Source organism: Synechocystis sp. IPPAS B-1465, from assembly GCF_003015225.1.
Classification (GTDB): Bacteria; Cyanobacteriota; Cyanobacteriia; order Cyanobacteriales; family Microcystaceae; genus Synechocystis.
The window spans coordinates 1,019,744-1,039,907 of sequence record NZ_CP028094.1 but is presented as its reverse complement, the minus strand read 5'-3'; the positions used below and the strand labels follow the sequence as shown (position 1 = coordinate 1,039,907).

Below are 20,164 nucleotides of genomic sequence, written 5' to 3'. Positions count from 1 at the left end.
TCATCGGACATCTATCCCTGGCTACCCGCGAAATACCCTCAACCGGGCGCTGTCCGCTAGTTAAAGTTAACCTTCATGGCCAAGGCTGGTTGGAAGTAATTTGATTCTTTCAGTTTTAGTGTTGTTTTAGGATTATTGAGGAAAAGACTTTACAATATCATTTCCCATTTTTCCATCAAGGACAAACATAACGCTCTGTCACCCAGCCTCTCATGCCGTCCATGGTTTCCACCAGGAAGAAACCGTTGCTATAACCCTCGGTACTAACTGCAGTGCCATTGCTCAGGGTGCGGTTGGCATTTTGGCTGCTATTGCTGGGGCGATCGCGCAAATATACCCGTCCCGTTTCGGCACCACAGATATAGGAAGGGGAACTTCCAACGGGGGAACTGCCACAAAGATAGCGTTCTGTGACCCACCCCGAAAAACCATTGACGGTTTCCACAAAAACAAAGCCGTTGCGATATTCGTATCCTCGCACAGGGGTGCCGTTGGCTAGGGTGCGGTTAGCATTTTGACTAGCATTGCTAGGACGATCCCGTAAATAGACCCTGCCGGTTTCTGCCCCACAGACGGTGAGAGCATTTTGGCCCAAGGCAGGGGCTTGCAACCAAAAACCTTGCCCCAACAGACCAAACACGGCCATCAAGTTAAAGAGTTTCAAGATACGGTGGGGAGAAACTTTTTCCGGAGCATTGATGTGACCTTTCATGGTGAATCACCATTGAATTCGACGCAAATTCTGAAAAGATTTTGATTTCCATCTAACATTATAGTTGACTAGTTGTTACCTCCTCTTCAAAGGGTTAACTAGCTCGATCAATGAAACGATTAGGTAATTAAAATTAACAAAAATTTAACAGAAATGAAGCAAATATCCGTGGTTATTGTGGGTGGTGGTCTCTGCGGTTTAATGGCGGCGGTGGTGTTGCAACTCCAGGGCTTGGAGGTCACCGTGTTGGATAAAGGCAAGGGCATAGGGGGCAGACTGGCTTCCCGGAGATTACGCCATGGGGACGCAGTGGGATGTTTCGATTTTGGGGCCCAATATTTCAAAGCCCAGCATCCCCTTTTTCTTGCTTGGGTGGAGGATTGGATTAAGGCAGGGGTGGTCAAGGTTTGGGCAGAAGGGATGGGTACGGAAACAGGCACAATCCGCAGTCAGGGGGTAAAGCTATATCGAGGGGAACCGAGCAATCGCAGTTTGGCCCAATACCTCGCCCAGGATTTGAAAGTAGTTAATCAGGAAAAGGTTAATGCTTTTCACTGGCAGGATAATATTTGGCAAATTCACTGTGATTCCGGGGGGATTTACCAAGGCGATCGCCTAGTGGTGACGGCCCCGTTACCCCAAACCCTAGAATTATTGACAGTATCTAACATCAATTTGCCCGCCGATATTCAACAGACTTTGACTGGGGTGGTATATGACCCTTGTTTCAGTTTATCTTTACTGTTGGAACAACCCAGTTTAGTGCCTGACCCCGGTGGTCTTTGGTTATCGGGGGAACCCTTGGCTTGGATGGCTTGCAGTACGAAAAAAGGAATTTCTCCCCATGGCTACGGAGTGACAGTGCAAGCAGGCCCAGAGTTTAGTCGTCATTATTTAGCCACCGATACGGAACAGGTAATCGCATTAATGACCGCCGCGGCCCAACCCTGGTCAGGTTCAGCGGTGTTGGCTTCCCACTTGCATCTCTGGCGCTATAGCCATCCCCAAAATCCCCTCGATCAACCCTTTCTCTTTGGCGATTTTCCTGGCCCAGTTTACTTTGGGGGAGATGCTTTCCATGGCGGCAAAGTGGAAGGAGCAGCCCTATCGGGATTGGCGATCGCCGAGCATTTATTGAATTCCCTAGCGAAAGGTTAGAACCGGAATGGAAGTTTTTCGTAGAACTTGGGCGGTGGTACTACCGATAACCAAATGGCGAATACGGCTATGGCCATGGGCCCCCATTAACAATAAATCAATGGCGTTATCTTCCTGGTAACGAACAATGGCTTCTTCCGCATGGCCCACCAACAATTCCACCTCGAGCTTAAAACCAGCTTTTTCCAAGACTTTTTCGGCTGTACCCAAATTGGCGATCGCCTGGGGGTCTTGGTTGGTTTTCCCCACCGTGACAATGTGTAGGGGCAAATCAGCCAACAGGGAGGAACCGGCCAAAAACTGCAGAATTTTTTGGCAACTGGCACTACCGTCATAGGCAAAAAGAACTTTGGTAATGGTTTGAAACTGCTTTGGAGTAACCAAACAGGGCTTGGGAATACTGCGAATAATTCTCTCCATATTGGCTCCCAAATGGCCCTGGGCAAATTTAGCTGTTTCCCCTCTTTTCCCCAGGATAATTACATCAAAATCGCCCTTCAAATCTTCTAGACAATCCAATAAAAAACCTGTTTTGTGCATAACCTGCACCGATTCTATGCCAGCTTGCTGGAGAGTGTTTTTAGCCGTTGCCAGGACCAGTTTCGCCTTTTGATGATTAAGTTTGGCTTTAGTATGTTCTAAATCCACCAATTGTTTTAATAATTCTTCAGAAGTTCCTAAGCCAATACTGCCACTCAAATTGACCGATTCCACTGCCTTTTGGGCCCGGATATCAGTAACGTATAAAACCTTGATATTGCCGCCTAATTTACTGGCTAACCAGGCGGCGTAGGGATAACTTTGCTGAGCGAAATCCGATCCATCAGTGCAAAGCAAAATATTTTTCACAATGGTAACATTCCCAAAAAATAATTAGTGATGTGTAAGTTTTAAAAAAGCGTGGCCAGTTCCCCCAATTTCGCTCTAGTTCAGTACTGATATCAAACCTTAATTTTCAGCAGAAGAATTAATCAGTTTTAGTTCCGGTTCCTTGATCAATTTTTGCCAAAGGGTCGCACTCGCTCCGTTTAAACCCACCAATTCCACATCAATGCCATTGCGCCGGAACTTGGTCATGATTTGCTCCACTGTGCCCACTGCCCCCTGGTCCCAGAGATGGGCATGGGTTAAATCGATGGTAACCCGGTCTACCAATTCGTCAAAATCAAAGGCTTCAAGGAATTCTTCTTTGGAAACGAAGAAAATTTGACCAGAGACATTATAAATACGGTGGTTTTCATCCTCTGTTAAAACCCTATCCACAAAAACAAGTTGGGCAATTTTGCGGGTAAAAAAGATCGTACTCATAATAATGCCTGCCGCCACCCCCAGGGCAAAGTTACGAGTGATAATAATTAGCCCCATGGTGGTGAACATAACAATGTTTTCGCTCTGGGGAATTTTACGGAAGTCCCGCAGGGAAGACCAACGAAAAGTGCCAATGGAAACCATAATCATCACAGCTACTAAGGTTGCCATGGGCATTTGTTGCACCCAGTCCTTTAACCCCAAAATAGCAATTAAGAGAAAAATTCCCGCCGCAAAGGTGGATAACCGGCCCCGACCGCCGGATTGCACATTGATGACTGATTGGCCAATCATGCCACAGCCCGCCATGCCACCAAAAAAACCAGTGACAATATTGGCAATACCCTGGCCTTTGGCTTCGCGGTTTTTGTCGCTGGGGGTATCGGTCAATTCATCCACTAAAGATGCGGTTAAAAAGGAAGCCAGCAACCCAACGATCGCCAGGGTAAGGGAATAGGGCAAAATAATTTGTAAAGTTTGCCAATTAAAGGGAATTTGGGGTAGTAAAAAAATTGGTAGACTCCCAGGTAACTCCCCCATATCTCCCACAGTGGGCACATCTAGTTGCAAGAAAATAGTGGCATTGGTCATCACAAATAAAGCCACCAAAGGAGAGGGAAAAACCTTGGTAAACGTGGGCAGAATATAAATAATTGCTAGGGAACAGGCCAAGATTAAATAAACTAACCAATATTGACTAACTTTAGTCGGGTCTAGCTGGGGTAGCTGGGCCAAAAAAATCAACACGGCTAAAGCATTGATGTAACCCAACACCACCGCCCTGGGGACGTAGCGCATTTGCTTAGCAACTTTAAAAACCCCCAACAAAACCTGAAAAATTCCCGTCAGTACGGTGGCGGCCAGCAGGTACTGCAAACCGTGGTCTTTGACTAAATCCACCATTAATAGGGCCATGGCCCCTGTAGCGGCAGAAATAGACCCCGATCGCCCACCAAAAAAGGCCGTCAACACAGCAATGGTGAAGGAAGCATAAAGTCCCACCTTGGGGTCAACCCCAGCAATGATGGAAAAGGCGATCGCCTCGGGGATAAGGGCCAAACCCACCACAGCCCCGGCCAACAAATCTTCCTTGGTATTGCGAAACCACTCCCGCTTTAATATCGTCCAATTGATCATTATTCGGTCTAAAACTTAGTCTTTTACAAGATTTTTCGCGAGAATTTTTATAAGGAAGGGGGAATGGCAATCGCACTTAGTTTTAAATCAAGACAATCCCCTGCCACTTGTTCCAAATTCCACTGATTTTTAAACAGTAAAACTGGCGCATCCCAGCGATCTTTGACCACCACCGTATTGAATAACCGTCCCGCTTTTTCCAGGGCATCCCAACCTTCCACCACCCAGCGGGCCAGGGAAAAACCAAGGGGCTCTAATCTGGTTTCTACTCCGTACTCTTCCTGGAGGCGATACTGTACCACTTCAAATTGCAATTGTCCCACCGCGGCCAAAATAGGATCTCGTTTACTTTCATCCAGGGATTGGAGAATTTGCACCGCCCCTTCTTCCTGTAACTCTGATACCCCTTTCTTAAAGTTTTTATACTGACTAGGATCGGTGGATCTGAGATAGGCAAATAGCTCAGGAGAAAAGGATGGAATGGGGGGATAAATTATTTTTTCGCCAGTATGAACCGTATCGCCGATGGTGAATGCCCCCGGATTATTTAAACCAATCACGTCCCCCGCATAGGCAATGTCCACCGATTCCCGTTCCTGGGCAAAAAGTTTTTGGGGTCGGGATAAACGCACTGTTTTGCCCGTTCGGGGATGTTTTACCACCATATCCTTTTCAAATTTACCAGAACAAACCCGCAAAAAGGCAATGCGGTCCCGGTGTTTAGGGTCCATATTGGCCTGGAGTTTAAAGACAAAACCGGAAAATTCTTCATAGGTGGGTTCAATAGTTCCTCGGTTACTGTCATGGGCTTCGGGCTTAGCGGCATACTGCAAAAACGCTTGCAAAAATAGTTCTACGCCAAAGTTATTCATGGCACTGCCAAAAAATACCGGGGTCATTTCTCCGCCATGGACGGCGGCTAAATCAAATTCGGCCCCCGCTTCTTCGATTAATTCCAACTCATCTTGAAATTCGGCGTACACATCACTACCTAGCAATGATTCCAGGGCCGGATCATCTAGGGCCATGGTCTGATCCGCAGCTTTTTTGCTGCCGTGGGTGCCCGTTCGCTCAAACAAATGGATAGTTTTGGTTAAACGGTTGTAAACGCCCCGAAACCGATCGCCGGTGCCGATGGGATAGTTGACCGCATAGGTGTTCATGCCCAATTCCTGTTCAATTTCGTCCATCAATTCCAGGGGGGTCAAGCTGGGGCGATCGAGCTTGTTAATAAAAGTGAAAATGGGCAGATGGCGCAGACGACACACTTCAAACAGTTTGCGGGTTTGGGTTTCTAACCCCTTAGCGGCATCAATTAACATCACCGCGTTGTCTGCTGCGGCCAAGGTACGGTAGGTATCTTCACTAAAATCTTGGTGCCCTGGGGTATCCAACAAGTTAAGAATTTTGCCCCGGTAGTCGAACTGCAGCACGGTGGAAGTGATGGAAATACCCCGCTGTTGCTCCATGGCCATCCAGTCGGACGTGGCACTGCGCTGACTACGGCGAGCTTTCACGGCCCCCGCCTCCTGAATTGCGCCCCCATACAACAACAATTTTTCCGTTAGGGTAGTTTTCCCCGCATCGGGGTGGGAAATGATGGCAAAATTACGACGGCGATCGACCTCTTTCAAAAGATCGTCCAGGGCTTTGTCCGCACACGGCGCAGTGGAAGATGGGGAAGTTTGCATGCGATGGGAAAAAATAAGCGGGCATTAGCAATGGGCCCACTCTTTCTAGGCTCTAGCTGCAAACATTGTCTCAAGTTAACAGCGGATCTGTCCAATGGTGGGTTGGGTTTTGCCCTAGAACTTCTCGCCAATACCGAAGTTAATGCGGGATTCTCCCTCTCCAGTAAAGCCTAGGTCAATGCGGATGGGCCCTACGGGGGACTGGATTCTTACCCCTAAACCGTAGCCCACACCGGAACCGGGCAAACCTCTAACGATCGCCGGAAAACCTGGTACAGCGCCCTGGGAACCAAGGTTAGAGCCGTAGTCCACAAACAAAGCTCCTCCCACCGCTGCGATAATGGGAAAACGATATTCTGCCGTAGCTTGGAAGAAACTACGACCATTGCCCAGTTCCCCTTCTTGATAACCCCGCACGGAGTTACTACCCCCCAAAATGAAAGCTTCATAGGGTGGTAAATCCCCCAGCACAGTTCCCGCTTGCACGTTGAAAGCCACCGTTTGGGGCTGGGTGGATTCCACAAGGCCAAAGCCGGTCAAATCCAGCCAGTTAACTGGAATGTAGTAGCTATAACTACCCCGCAACCGGGTCATCATAATGTTGCCGGTGCCAACGGGAATAGTTTGTTCTGCCCCAAAGCGCACTAGGGAACCACTGGTGGGTTGCAAAGCATTGTTGCGATTATCCTGGGAAGCACCAAAGGAGAGGGTAAACAGCTCATCCACCCCATAATCACTGAAGGACAGGGGCTGGGAATTAAAACCATTTAAAGGGGCAGAAAAGGGAGACAGGGCCCCGGCGGCATTTTCAATGCGGACATTTTGATAGCCAAAACCCGCTGACAAACGCCAATCCGGTGGGGCAAACACATCATCGGCGATCGGTCTAAAAAAGGTCAGCCCTAAACCAGTACGTACAACCCTAGGACTGTCAAAGCCGTTAAAGGTACGAATGGAAGAATCAGCCCCGTCAAAAACGAGGGAAATGGTCCGGCGGCGGAAAAGGTTAGCAGTGTAGGAAGTGCGGAATGGATCGCCACCAATCCACGGGTCGGTAAAGCTAACATCAAACAACAACTCCCTTTGACCTACTTGGGCTTCCACCCCAATGGTTTGGTTGTTGCCCCCCAGATTTCTTTCCTGGTAACTGATGGTACCAAATAGCCCACTGCTGCTACTGATCCCCCCCCCGGCGGCGATCGATCCCGTATTGCCTTCTACTACATCAACGTTGACAATTACTTCAGTGGGATCACTGCCGGGATTAAATGATAACCTGACATCTTCAAACAGTCCCAGGCTATACACCCGCTGTAAGTCCGTTTGGGCTCGATTGCGGTTAAAAACGTCCCCCGGCTTCAAGCGCATTTCCCTGGTGATGATGAAATCCCTGGTTCTGCCCTGCACCGGCTCGTCTTCCGAGTCAAAAAAGCGCACTTGGATATTCTCCACAATGCCCTCGGCAATGACCAAGGTTACCTGGCCATCAGCCCCCACCTGGGGAGACCCCACCACCTGGGCCAGGTCATAACCCTGGTTGGAATACCATTCATTGATGGTTTTAATGCCCTCTTGTAATTCTCGTAGGTTGAGAATTTTGCCGTACTGTTCCCCAAAGGTTTCGTCCACCACTTCCTGGGGCAGAATTCGTTCCTTGCCTTCGGCCGTTTCCGGTACTGTGCGTATGTTCAAGCCGGTGAAAACGGGGTTAGCCTGGACTTCAAAGGTCACCCTCACCCCTAGAGGGGTATCACTGGGGGCTACCCGCACATTACTAAAATAGCCGGTGGCATAGATGGCGTTGACGTCCTCCTGCAACTGAGTACGGGTAGTGGTCCGGCCTGGTTGGGTGCGAATGGCGTTATAAACCAGCAACTCCAGTTCCGGGGTGGTGCCGGTAACCAATACTTCACTGACCAATACCCTTGGTTCTTCCTCGGCTGGGGCTGGGGTAGTAGTACTAGGACTGGCTGGAGGGGTAAAACTAGGCAGTGTCTGGGTGGGTCCCGGGGTTCCCTCGGTGTTAGTGGGAGGGGCATCGGGGGTAAAAGAGGGAGTTTCCTCCGGCGTTTCTTCCGTTACTCCGGTGGTTTCCTCCGTTGCCTCCATTTCTACCGCTTCAACTTCTTCTTCCACTGCGGCCTGGGCCATCAGTGGTGATTGCGGCTCAACGTGATCGGTCTGGTTATCGGTCTTTGTTTCGGCGATTAAATTTTCCTGTTCTACCTGGGCTACCCTTGGAGCAACCTGTGCAACGGCATTGCCATGGGGTAATTCGTTAGCTTGAGCTAATTCCGCGGAATCAACGGGGGCCATGGGGGGCAAATCATCAACCCCGACATCTAAATTACCCGCACTAATCTCCATTGTCTGGCCCAGGCGATCGCCGTCAATTTGCTCAATTTCAGGAGGGATAACACTGATCTCGCCATTCTCGCCATTGAGGGCGTTTATGACGGAGGGGGCAGCTTCCTGGAGAGTTGAATAATTAGAAGCTTCTGACTCGGAAGTGGGGCCGGGGAAATTAAGTTCTGAAGATGGCGAAACTAATAGCTCCGTGTTGTCCCCATCGGCCAACATATTTAGGGGGGAAAATGCCTGAGTTGCCTGGGCTGGAGATGCCCCCAGAACAAGACCACTGGTTAACAAAAGAAGTCGATAGTAAGGAGAAAGAATCACGCTTTTGTTCTGGTTTGACACGTCCTGACACCCAATTCAAGCCATTAATATTAATACGGACACGGGGGGTATGGAAAAATACCCAAAAACAACGCCGCGATGGCTAGAGATTCGCCGCGATTGCTTGCCCATTATCGAGTCCTGTCGGTTTCCTGACAAGCCGTTTGTGCAAGGTTTTAAACTGGTAGGTTGACCCAGACCCGTTGGAAAGGTTCCACACCAAGCAACGATGATCAGAAGGCACCCATTTGGGACTGCAGGCGTTCAATTTGGCTTAAAACCCGTTTTTCCACTGTTTGATAAGCGGCTTCAATTGAGCCCAAATCCCGCCGGAAACGATCTTTGTCTAGTACTCTGGCCTGGGGATCCGCCTGGGCGTTATCCCACAAACGACAGGTATCCGGGCTAATTTCATCGGCTAAGATGATTTTCCCTTGGCGATCGCCGCCAAATTCTAACTTAAAGTCCACTAAGGTGATATCGCACTGGGCAAAAAACCTCTGCAGATGCTGATTGATATTCAAAGCCAAGTCCTTTAGGGTCTGTAATCTCGCTTCATCGGTAACCCCCAACAGCAAGGCCCGTTCCCAGGTCAGGAGGGGATCCCCTAAGGCATCATCTTTGAAATAAAACTCCACCAACGGATTGGGCAGTACTAAGCCTTCCTTCAAACCGGTTTGCTTACAAAGACTGCCGGCGGCAATATTACGCACCACAACCTCCAGGGGAATGATGTTCACCGCTTTGACCAACATTTGGTCATTTTGGGGGCAGTCAATGTAATGAGTGGGAATCCCTAGGGTTTCTAACCACCGGAATAGGGCCGCTGAAATGGCGCAGTTAATGGCTCCTTTGCCCTGGATCTGGCCTTTTTTTTGGGCATTAAAGGCGGTGGCATCGTCCTTAAAAATAGTTAGCAGTACATCTGGGTCCTCGGTGGGGTAGAGGATTTTTGCTTTGCCTTCGTACAGTTTTTCCATGGAAAAGTTACCAAAATGGATGGAGGGCTCTGGGGGCCACATCTGCACTGATTTTAGCGGAGATGGGCATTAATCCCTGGTAGGAGGAAAGGAAAGATTACCATGGTGATGTGGGGTTTGATGACCCCATTGGCCTAGGGAGAAAGAGGAGCCAATCAGATGTTAAAGGCAGTATTGTTAGACTTCAATGGCGTGGTAATCAACGATGAAGCGATCCATCGCAGTCTGATTGACGAGCTATTGTTGACTGAGAATTTGCGTCCCCTCACTCCAGCGGAGTACCAACAGTTTTGTTTGGGCCGCAGTGACCGGGCTTGTTTGGTGGATTTGTTTGAGCATCGGGGCCGGGGGTTAACGGAAGCCTATTTGCAAAAGCTAATTGACCGCAAAGCGGAGAGCTACCATCAAAAACTGGTGGCCCTGGAAACCCTGCCCATCTATGGCGGACTGAAGGAGTTTCTCGAAAAGTTGCAGTTACGACGATTGGCGATCGCCTTGGTGACGGGGGCCGTTAGGTCAGAGGTGGAATACGGATTAGACCGGGCTGGGCTAGCAAGGTACTTTCCAGTCATTGTGGCGGGGGATGATATTGCCAGCAGTAAACCCCAGCCGGATGGCTATCAACTGGCTATTCACAAACTCAATCAATGGCGGCAGAGCCAAGCGGTGACCGATAGCTTGCTCGATGACATCGCTCCCCTGTTACCGGAAAATTGTCTGGCGATCGAAGATACCTTTGCCGGCATTGAAGCGGCGAAAAAAGCCGGTATGGCCGTGGTTGGCATTGCCCATACCTATCCCTATCACTTTATGCAAAGGCAAGCTAACTGGGCAGTGGACCGTTTTGATGAGTTGGATCTAGACCGTTTACAGGTGATTTTTTCCCGGCCCAAACTGGCAGTGTGAATCCTTCAAACCCTGGTTAAAACTGCAAAAAGTAGCTTGAGAATTAGTAAAAATAGGGCAATGGTTGCTACTACGGCGATCGCCCCGGCAATAGCGGCAATAATGACCGTAACTAGAACCGGGAAATCAAGTTGGGTCGCTAGTTCGACAATCTTTGGCCAACGGCTCAAACCCGGCACAGCTAATAGGGCCAGAATGGTTAGGGTATTGAGGCTCAACATTTCCGTTACTTCTAACCAACGCTTGAATTGGGCCAAGATTATCCCCGCCACCACCATGCCCAAAATACCCAAACTAATATTGGTCTGGGGAAAAAGGCTCACAGCAATAATGCCCCAGAAAACCAAAGCGGAACCAGTTAAAGCCCCTTGGAACAGAACTTTGAGAACCGGCAAATTTTGTACCGCCTGGCTAATTTTACCCGGTGTCTTTGGCGCTGTTAGGGGAGAAGCAGAACTTGCTGGGGTTGGTTGAATTTGGGTATTGGTACCTTGGGGAGTGGAAACTGTGGCCCCTGGCGGAGCTTTACCCTGATTGCCTTTACCGCCGTTCAGCACCGCCAAAACCTCTTCCGCACTGGCGTAACGGTCCTTGGGAGTGGGTAAAAGCAAACGGTCAATCACATCGGCCAAGGGCTGGCTCACCTTCAAACCAGGCGATCGCCAATTCCATTGGTTATGGTAAGCGTCGTACAAATCCTGGGCTGTTTTGCCCGTTAACAGGTAAAGACAGGTCACAGCCAAAGCATATAAATCCGTGGCGGGATAAACCTGGTTACCAGCCATCTGTTCCGGTGGCGCAAAACCCATGGAGTAAATGCCCGTGGAACCTTCGTTACTGGCCCCCACCCCGGCGGTTGCTTGCTTTACTGCGCCAAAATCCAACAGATACAATTTGCCCTCTTGGTCCCGCATTAAATTAGACGGTTTAATATCCCGATGAATGGCTCCGGTGCCGTGGACGAAACTAAGAATTTTTAGCATTTCCGTCAGCACCCAACGCACTTCCGCTTCCGACAGGGGGCCATGTTTTTCAACGGTTTTTTCCAAATCCTGACCGTTAATAAATTCCTGCACCAAATAAAAAAACTGATCCTGTTTACCAGTGCGGGGATCGTCCACCAACAGGGGAAAATAAGCAAATAAATCGGGAATCTGGTCATGGCGATTGCCCAACTTTTCCAACACCACCGCTTCCCGTTCAAATAGGGACAAAGCCAAATCTAATTGCTCTTGATTTAAATTCCCTGACGGTTGAAATTGCTTCACCACACAAAAACGCATGGTGGGGGTAAATCGATCTAGGGCCAGATAGGCCGCCCCAAAGCCCCCCTGTCCCAGGAGTTTCACTGGCAAATATCTGCCCGCCAAAATTAGTGGCATCCGACAACTGGTGCAAAACCTTTGTTGTACTGTTTGCAGAGTATTGCGATTATCCAGGTCAGGAAAAGAATTTAAACGGGCACAACCGGGGCGGGTGCAGAGCAGATCCATTGGCTGGTAAGGGTCTGATAGGTTTGGGCGGACTCAGCCCCAGTTTATCTTGTTTTTCTATTAACCTCGGCTGGATGGTGGGTAAAATGGGCTTGGGTTGATTTCTTTAACGTTGGTCGATCGCCTGTTCAGTTTTGGCGTCGAACAGATGAATTTTTTCGGGGTTGATTGTCAGCCAGAGTTGTTCCCCCACCTGGAGGGGATGATCGGGGGCAATGCGGGCTTGGATGGTGAGATCCGGCTCTGTCACTAAATGGGCATAGATAAAAGTATCGTTACCGAGGGCTTCAACCAAATTTACTGTGACAGGAAAAGCGTTGGACCCTTCGGTACTAGGGATAAAACTTTCTGGCCGTACCCCTAGGATCAAGGAACGACCTACGTAGGGGGCCACCAGTCCATGCCACTTTTCCGGCAGATTGAGGGCAAAGGCAGGATGTTGCAACACTGAAGCCGATGCCACTTTGAGGGTAAAAAAATTCATGGGAGGAGAGCCGATAAATTCCCCCACAAAACGGTTGGCGGGTTGATTGTACAAAGTTAAGGGGGGCGCAATTTGTTGAATTACCCCTTGGTTAAGCACCGCAATACGATCGCCCATGGTCATGGCTTCGGTTTGGTCGTGGGTAACGTAAATGGTGGTGGTGCCCAGTTGCCGCTGAATTTGCACAATCTGACTGCGGGTTTCTGCCCTTAGTTTGGCATCCAGGTTGGACAGGGGTTCATCCATCAAAAAGACTTGGGGATTTCTGGCGATCGCCCGACCGAGGGCCACCCGTTGCTTTTGGCCGCCGGATAATTGTTTGGGCAGCCGGTCTAGTAAATGGTCAATTTGCAATTGTTGGGCCACTTGGTTGACCCGTTGAGCCAGTACTTTTTCCTGGGCAGAAAGGTAGTGTAAAGATTTTGGCAAAGGTTTGGTAATGCCCCGTAAACTGTCCCCTACCCAGCGGGGGAATTTATCTTCAGTCTGATTATTTTCCCGATCCAGCATGCGCCGCAAACCAAAGGCAATGTTGTCGTAAACACTCAGGTGGGGATAGAGGGCATAGCTTTGGAACACCATGGCAATGTCCCTGGCTTTGGGCGGTAAATCATTTACCCGGCGATCGCCAATGAGAATATTACCCCCTGTAACGGTTTCCAAACCAGCAATGAGCCGCAGTAGAGTACTTTTACCACAACCGGACGGCCCCACCAGCACCATAAATTCCCCGTCGGCAATTTCCAGGTTAATGGCCTTAAGCACATTCACTGTTCCTCCGTCTTTAGCTTTGTTTTTGCCTTGGGCGGGGAAACTTTTGTAGAGATTTTCGACAATTACCTGGGCCACAGCGGAAACCGAAATCAATTTACATCAAGGCATCCTAGCATCTTCATTGGGGCTATTTTGGGGATTGGTTAACTCCCTAAAATTTGCCGCAAACTGGTTTCTAAATCTGGAGCCTGGAACTGAAAATCTGTTTTGCTAATGGCCCCCGGCAAAACTTCCTGCCCCTCCAGCACTAACTTGGCCCCTTCCCCCAGCAATAATTCCAACGCAATATCCGGTACGGGCAACCAGGAAGGACGGGCCAAAACTTTGCCCAGGGTGTGGCAAAATTCCTTCATCTTGACTGGGTTGGGCGCTGTGGCATTGTACGTTCCCCGTAAAGTTGAGTCCGTTAAAGCTTTATCAATTAAAGCAATTAAATCCCGGCGATCAATCCAAGAAAACCATTGTTCTCCACTGCCCAATGGCCCCCCAGCAAAGAGTTTGAACGGTGGCAACATTTTGGCCAACGCTCCCCCATCGGCCCCCAGCACAATGCCAATGCGAAAAACTACTAACCGAACTCCCAACTGTTCTACCTGGTGGGCGGCATTTTCCCACGCCTGACAAACTTCCGCCAGAAAATCATCTCCAGGCTTACTACTTTCCGTAAAAGTCGCCGTCTCGCTGGTGCCGTAGTAACCTATGGCTGACCCAGAAATCATTACTTGGGGTTTTCTATCCGCTTTGGCGATCGCCTCCACCAACTTTTCTGTGCCCAGCTTTCTGCTATCAAAAATCTCGGCTTTGTAAGCTTCTGTCCATCTTTCCGAAATGGGTTCCCCCGCCAAATTAATCACCGCATCCTGGCCATCAACGACCTTTTGCCAGTCCCCGCTTTTAGTGGCTTCATAGGCGATCGCCTTTAACTGGGGGAAACTACCGGGGGCAAATAACCGTTGGGCCTTAGACACACTACGCACCAGCAAAGTTAGCTCATGGCCCTGTTGATGTAGTAGAGGCACCAAAGAGCACCCCACAAAACCCGTCGCCCCAGTCAAAATAATTTTCATTAATGTACGTCTCCCACCACCAGCAGTAATGTGATTTTGACAATTGACAACCCTCCCCATCTTAGGGGGAACGGTCCTTAGTGACCAACTGGCCATGACCCTGGGGGGAGTAGGAGTAAGTTAAAATGAAAACCTGCATTGTGCTGTCAATGTTCCCCAGAGGATCTACCCAATGATTGAGATGAGAGTAGCTGGCATTGCCCTCGATGCGGTAAGTCGCAGTCCCATCGTATTGCTCAAGGATGGATCTGAACGGCGGGCATTACCCATTTATATCAGCCAAGACCAAGCTCGGTCGATTATCGGAGCCCTGGAAAATCAAAAGCCCACCCGTCCCCTCACCCATGACCTGATGGTCAATCTCCTCACCACCTGGGATGTGGACCTCAAAAAAATTATTATTCATTCCCTGCAGGATAATACCTTTTACGCTGTGCTCTGTTGTGCCCAGGGGGATCAAATTAGGGAAATTGACTGCCGCCCCAGTGATGCCATTTCCCTCGCGTTGCGGATGGACAGTCCCATTTGGGTGATGGAAGAAGTGTTGGCCGATGCTTCCATTCCCGTGGATCGAGATGCGGACGAAGAAGAAAGACAAGCTTTTCGGGATTTTCTCGACAATGTTAGCCCGGAAACCCTGATCAAACAGGCTCGCCTAAGTTCCGATAGCTTTGAGGCGGAATCCGATAGTTAGCCCCCTCAAAATCATTAAGCAATATTTAGTTCAGGTTAATAAATGGTGGTTGTAGATCTCTCAACGAAGGGCGATTGCCATGGAAACGGAAAAGAGCGAAAAAATAATTTCCCTTGGTTGATTGCTAAACTTAATTGTTGATTGAACCTTAAGCCTACTGTTACTGTGCCCATGACTGTTGTCCCCGACTACCTTGCCCACCTCAATCCTTCCCAACGGCGGGCGGTGGAGCATTTTTGTGGCCCTCTTTTGGTGGTGGCCGGGGCCGGCTCAGGGAAAACTAGGGCACTAACCTACCGCATTGCCCATCTAATTCGTCAGCATCGCATCAATCCGGAAAATATCCTGGCGGTAACCTTTACCAATAAAGCCGCCAAGGAAATGAAGGAACGTTTGGAAAAGATTTTTGCCCAAGCCTGGGCCCAACAGGAATTTAGCCAACGGTGGGAATTGTTGGGGAAATATGAACAAAAACAGTTGCTTTCCAGGGTGTACAAAACAGTTACGAAACCCCTCTGGATTGGCACTTTCCACAGTCTATGTTCTCGTATTCTCCGCTACGACATTGATAAATATCAGGACAGCAGTGGCCGCCGTTGGACAAAACAGTTTTCCATTTTTGATGAAAGTGACGTGCAAAGTTTGTTTAAGACCATTGTCACTAAGGATATGGATTTGGACGAAAAACAGTTCAATCCTAAGAGTATTCGCTACCAGGTCAGTAATGCCAAAAACCTCGGGCAATCACCGGAGACCTATCTAAGGGAAAATCCCAGTTATAAAGGTAGGGTCATTGCGGAAGTTTACCAAGCTTACCAAAATCAATTGGCCGCTAATAACGCTCTAGATTTTGATGATTTAATTCTCATCCCTACCCGTTTATTTCAACAAAATGAATCAGTTTTAGGCTACTGGCACCGAAAATTTAACCATATTTTGGTGGATGAATACCAAGACACTAATCGCATCCAATATGATTTAATTCGTCTGCTGAGCACCAATGGGGAAGAACGGCAGTCGGAGTGGGATTGGCGGGGGCGTTCCACTTTTGTGGTGGGGGATGCAGACCAATCTATTTACAGTTTCCGCATGGCAGACTTTACCATCCTGCTCAATTTCCAAGAGGATTTTGGCGATCGCCTGTTGGATGGGGAAACGACCACCATGGTCAAACTAGAGGAAAATTACCGTTCTCGGGAAAATATCCTCCAAGCGGCTAACCATTTAATTGAACATAATAGCCAACGGATTGACAAGATCCTCAAGGCTACCCGGAGTGGCGGAGATGATATTATCCTTTACCAGGCGGATGATGAAAGGGATGAGTCCCGTTTTGTGATTAATAAAATTCTGAGCTTAAGGAAAAATAACCCAGAATTAAATTTTGGTGATTTTGCTATTTTATATCGCACCAATGCCCAATCCCGGGCCTTTGAAGAACAGCTATTAAATAATAATATTCGCTACAATATTGTCGGTGGTTTTCGCTTCTACGATCGCCAGGAAATTAAAGATGCCATTGCCTATCTCCGGGTGTTAGTTAATCCGGCGGATACGGTCAGCTTGTTGCGTATCATCAATACTCCCCGGCGGGGCATCGGTAAATCCACCATTGAAGGTTTTGTTAATGCCTCTAAGGAATTGGACATTCCCCTGTGGGAAATTATTACCGACGAAACTTCGGTGAATACTCTGGCCGGGCGATCAGGTAAAAAAACCCTGCAATTTGCCCGCATGCTCCAGGAAATCCAAAGCCAAATTGGTGAGCTTTCTGCGTCGGAAGCCCTCAGCTTAGTGTTGGAAAAATCCAATTATGTGGACGACTTAAAGCAAAAAGGCACCGAAGAAGCGGATAATCGCCTGGCCAACCTGGGGGAATTGGACAATGCAGTGCGACAGTTTGAAGCAGAAAGTGAAGACCCTAGCCTAGTGGATTTTTTGGCTTCAGCATCCCTCACTTCCGACCTTGATGACCTGGAGGAATCCGGAGACGAAGTGTCCCTCATGACTCTCCACTCTGCTAAGGGCCTGGAATTTCCAGTGGTCTTCTTAGTGGGGTTGGAGCAGGGCACTTGCCCCCACGCCCGCAGTTTAAATGATCCTTTGGATCTAGAAGAGGAACGCCGTTTATGTTACGTGGGCATTACCAGAGCCCAGGAAAATCTCTTTTTGACCCATGCTCGCATGCGTTACATCTGGGGTTCTTTAGAAACCAAAATACCGTCCCAATTTCTCCAGGAATTACCACCGGATTTATTGGCCGATGGCTCAACTGGTCGTAGAACTGGTCGCAATGCTCCTGCCGCCGATCCCAAGGGACCTTCCATTGCCCAAAAACAAGCCCGAAAAAAAACTGGTTCCCAGTCCACTCAACCGGCTAAAGACCTAATCTGGAATGTTGGCGATCGGGTAATGCACAACAATTTTGGAGAAGGCACTGTGACCCACATTTTAGGCAAAGGCCATAAAGCTAATTTGGCCATCAAATTTCCCGGCATTGGTGTGAAAATTATTGACCCCAGTTTCGCCCCTCTACGCCGCCTTTGACTAACGTGAGTTCGAGATAAGAAAGAGGACTGAACAATGGGCTAAAAGCTTTATAGATCAATACATTCGGCAATGACATCAGACTCATGATTTCTGTTTTTTCATCCTCACAAGTGATTTTTTTGAAGTCCTGAAGCCCCAAATCCCCCAGTGTAGCTGGCGAAAAAGCCTCCATTGCAGTCAGAGCAATACTTCTAAGGATCGGCTTAACCCGAACTCGCGTTAACTACCAAAATTTTTCCGTTGCGAATACTAAGCCATGCTCCACTTCAAGAATCTTGAGGCCCTTGCCTTGAAGGCTTTTCGTCCGAAACTGTAACTTTTTGTTCAAATGCGCACGTTGGTCTTCTTAGAAACAGCAACCATTTCACCCTTGCCAGAAGGTAGCGGAGAGTCCAGCAATTAAGATAGGGACTGAGAAAGCGCCATCCTTCCCGATGGACTCGCCTGTGATAGAAAACCAGCGTGTAAGCAAAATCGCGAATTCTTCGTCCCCAGTAGATTTTTTGAATGCCACCGAGATCAAGGCGAATGCCATGGCGACTGTAGTTGGCATAGTTGAGAGGATTAAGGGGTGTGAGTTGCTGCTGTTGAGCTAGACTATCATAGGAGCGTCCAGGGCGAGTTTTAGGACAATCATCCGGTTCGATCCATTCACACAGCATCCAGGTGAGTCCAGCGGCATGGAACTGCGCTACGTCACGGGTGACATGCTGGGATCGCAAATATATTCCTACTGGTATCTCGGACCAAACGCCATGTTGCCAGACGAAATCCGGTTCGAAAAAGGCTTTAAATGCCCAGGAGTGCGTCTTCTCCCGGTATGTTATGTCAAGCCTAACTACCTGTCCAATCATTCCACTTCCAGCATGGCTGATGCGAAGTTCCAGAGTACCTTGCAGACTCTGAAGGTGGAGAGTTGTTTTTGGGAAGGGCTGCGGTGATCTTCCTACACTCTCTGCTAAGCGATCAAAAAAGGCAAGAAGTAGTGGTTCTGGCAAATAATCACAGAAAATACAAGGCAAATGACCGAAATACAAACGCTCATGCCCATTTTGCTGGCAAATGTTGCAGACGTAGCGGTAGAACTGCCAGGGAGAAAGAAGGGTTGTGCGTGCAAGGATATCGAGCTCGGTAGGGTCACAGGGTGAAATTAAAGGGTTAGAGGCGGAGGATTGAAAACGCTTCCAGAGGGTGAGAGTCAATGTAGTCGTTCGAGTGCAAAGACGCTGGGGTTAATATTTAACGTGAGTTCGGGTTAAGCCGATCCTTAGAAGTATTGCTCTGACTGCAATGGAGGTTTTTTCGCCAAGTACACTGGGGGATTTGGGGCTTCAGGACTTCAAAAAAATCACTTGTGAGGATGCAAAAACACAAATCACGAGTCTGATGTCATTCCCGAATGTATTGACCTGTAAAGCTTGTAGCCTATTGTCAGTCATCTTTCTTATCCCGAACTCACGTTACTTACAATACGAATAACCGAACAAAGGCGCAAGACTAGTTAAATCAGAGACTATTCTTCATAATATTCAGGCATTTTTTCCCGGCGGGTTTCCGGAATATTCACCCGGGGAGGGCTGTAGGGAGCAGGGGCCTCATCGTCGTCCCAGACATCGCCAGCCACTCCATCTTCATAATCATAATCCGGTTCTGGAGCAGAAGAACGGGAAGACGCTTCCCCCCAATTATCCACTTCATAATCATCTTCATATTCCGGCTCTGGATAACGCAGAGGGGCCACTTCCCGACGAGGGGGCGGCGCAGGGCGGGTATCTTGCCAATCGTCCTCGTTCCAACGCTCTTCCAACACGGGCTCCGGTTGACGGACTTGTACCGGTGGCCGCACGGGGATGCCACTGCCCAATTGATTTTCAGGGCGGGTAGTGGGGGGATAATACAAATCCTCTTCCATCCGTTCCCAAGAAGGACGGCCAATGCCAAGGCGTTCCAGTAATCCCACACTGAGTTGATTTAATCTTTCCTCTGCTCCTTCAAAAACGATCAAACGGTTGGGACCACTGCTCACCACCTCGTCAATGGAAAGCTCGTAGGTGCTGATAAGTTGGTCAGGAATTTGGGGTAATCCCAAGGAAGCGATGATAATGGAGGAAACTTTGCCAGTGGCGAGGTCAAACTGAAAATCCCTTACCCTACCCAGGGGTTCTCCCGTTTCAGTAACCACTTCGCTATTGACCAGAGGGGAATAGAGGTCCACTTCCACCAATTCAAAAACATCATCGTTTTCTACTAAGACCACGTCCCCGGTTTGGACAATACTGTTCAGGTAAAGATATTGGGGCATCCCGGTTAAAGACAAAAAGTTGTCCCGCAGTCCCAGGGCGACAATTTCTCGCTGATCGACATCGACTAGCACTTCTTTGACTACCCCCAGTTTTTTGCCGCTGCTGCGGGTAATAACTTCGGTGTTAATAAATTCGTTTCTAAGACGGATGTTATCAATGGTCATTGTGGTTTGGCGATCGCCGTGGTCAGAGGGGAGTTAAAACTGAGGTTGGGAGGATTGAGGTTTG

Annotated in this window: 15 protein-coding genes; 4 read left to right on the top strand and 11 right to left on the bottom strand. The window is 48.8% G+C overall.

All coding sequences use genetic code 11. The features are described 5' to 3' along the window. Positions 1-175: 175 nt before the first annotated feature. Positions 176-712 (bottom strand): SH3 domain-containing protein, encoded by a 537-nt coding sequence (locus tag C7I86_RS04880; RefSeq protein WP_010872147.1) that lies wholly within the window; start codon positions 710-712, stop codon positions 176-178. A 153-nt stretch (positions 713-865) separates the two neighbouring features. Between C7I86_RS04880 and C7I86_RS04875 the strand changes: the two genes are divergently transcribed. After that, complete coding sequence (locus tag C7I86_RS04875; protein WP_010872146.1) at positions 866-1,870, top strand: NAD(P)/FAD-dependent oxidoreductase; 1,005 nt, start codon at positions 866-868, stop codon at positions 1,868-1,870. On the opposite strand, the gene C7I86_RS04870 is transcribed toward C7I86_RS04875, so the two are convergent. The 5 genes from C7I86_RS04870 to purC all read right to left on the bottom strand — a co-directional run bounded on the left by C7I86_RS04870 (position 1,856) and on the right by purC (position 9,713). Beyond that, positions 1,856-2,719: a universal stress protein gene (locus C7I86_RS04870; RefSeq protein ID WP_010872145.1), complete on the bottom strand. Its 864-nt coding sequence runs from the start codon at positions 2,717-2,719 to the stop codon at positions 1,856-1,858. The genes C7I86_RS04875 and C7I86_RS04870 overlap by 15 nt on opposite strands. A 99-nt stretch (positions 2,720-2,818) precedes the next feature. After that, positions 2,819-4,315 (bottom strand): SulP family inorganic anion transporter, encoded by a 1,497-nt coding sequence (locus C7I86_RS04865; protein ID WP_010872144.1) that lies wholly within the window; start codon positions 4,313-4,315, stop codon positions 2,819-2,821. A 47-nt stretch (positions 4,316-4,362) separates the two neighbouring features. Then, positions 4,363-6,006 (bottom strand): peptide chain release factor 3, encoded by a 1,644-nt coding sequence (prfC, locus tag C7I86_RS04860; protein WP_010872143.1) that lies wholly within the window; start codon positions 6,004-6,006, stop codon positions 4,363-4,365. A 114-nt stretch (positions 6,007-6,120) separates the two neighbouring features. After that, positions 6,121-8,706 (bottom strand): IAP75 family chloroplast envelope protein translocase, encoded by a 2,586-nt coding sequence (locus tag C7I86_RS04855; RefSeq protein WP_010872142.1) that lies wholly within the window; start codon positions 8,704-8,706, stop codon positions 6,121-6,123. A 212-nt stretch (positions 8,707-8,918) separates the two neighbouring features. Continuing rightward, positions 8,919-9,713, bottom strand: a complete 795-nt coding sequence (purC, locus tag C7I86_RS04850; protein ID WP_010872141.1) for a phosphoribosylaminoimidazolesuccinocarboxamide synthase — start codon at positions 9,711-9,713, stop codon at positions 8,919-8,921. A 111-nt stretch (positions 9,714-9,824) separates the two neighbouring features. Between purC and C7I86_RS04845 the strand changes: the two genes are divergently transcribed. Then, positions 9,825-10,571, top strand: a complete 747-nt coding sequence (locus C7I86_RS04845) for an HAD family phosphatase (protein WP_010872140.1) — start codon at positions 9,825-9,827, stop codon at positions 10,569-10,571. A 5-nt stretch (positions 10,572-10,576) separates the two neighbouring features. On the opposite strand, the gene C7I86_RS04840 is transcribed toward C7I86_RS04845, so the two are convergent. The 3 genes from C7I86_RS04840 to C7I86_RS04830 form a co-directional block, all read right to left on the bottom strand. Further along, positions 10,577-12,064, bottom strand: a complete 1,488-nt coding sequence (locus tag C7I86_RS04840) for a serine/threonine-protein kinase (RefSeq protein WP_010872139.1) — start codon at positions 12,062-12,064, stop codon at positions 10,577-10,579. A 106-nt stretch (positions 12,065-12,170) separates the two neighbouring features. Then, a complete protein-coding gene (locus tag C7I86_RS04835) occupies positions 12,171-13,397 on the bottom strand; it encodes an ABC transporter ATP-binding protein (protein ID WP_010872138.1) in 1,227 nt (408 codons plus the stop codon). A gap of 68 nt (positions 13,398-13,465) precedes the next feature. Beyond that, the gene (locus C7I86_RS04830; RefSeq protein ID WP_014407090.1) at positions 13,466-14,389 is read right to left on the bottom strand and encodes a TIGR01777 family oxidoreductase; all 924 of its coding nucleotides are present in this window, start codon (positions 14,387-14,389) and stop codon (positions 13,466-13,468) included. Between the two features lie 172 nt (positions 14,390-14,561). Between C7I86_RS04830 and C7I86_RS04825 the strand changes: the two genes are divergently transcribed. Both C7I86_RS04825 and pcrA read left to right on the top strand, forming a co-directional pair. Then, a complete protein-coding gene (locus C7I86_RS04825) occupies positions 14,562-15,083 on the top strand; it encodes a bifunctional nuclease family protein (RefSeq protein WP_010872136.1) in 522 nt (173 codons plus the stop codon). Between the two features lie 165 nt (positions 15,084-15,248). Continuing rightward, entirely contained in the window at positions 15,249-17,630 is a 2,382-nt protein-coding gene (gene pcrA / locus C7I86_RS04820) for a DNA helicase PcrA (RefSeq protein WP_010872135.1), read from the top strand. A gap of 269 nt (positions 17,631-17,899) precedes the next feature. Here pcrA and C7I86_RS19050 read toward each other — a convergent pair whose 3' ends face one another. Together C7I86_RS19050 and C7I86_RS04810 are read right to left on the bottom strand one after the other, a co-directional pair. Beyond that, positions 17,900-18,835 carry a hypothetical protein gene (locus tag C7I86_RS19050; protein WP_223211349.1) on the bottom strand — a complete coding sequence of 312 codons (936 nt, stop codon included), beginning with the start codon at positions 18,833-18,835 and terminating at the stop codon, positions 17,900-17,902. A gap of 311 nt (positions 18,836-19,146) precedes the next feature. Continuing rightward, positions 19,147-20,100, bottom strand: coding sequence for a PRC-barrel domain-containing protein (locus tag C7I86_RS04810; protein ID WP_010872133.1), 954 nt, complete (start codon positions 20,098-20,100; stop codon positions 19,147-19,149). Positions 20,101-20,164 lie beyond the last annotated feature (64 nt).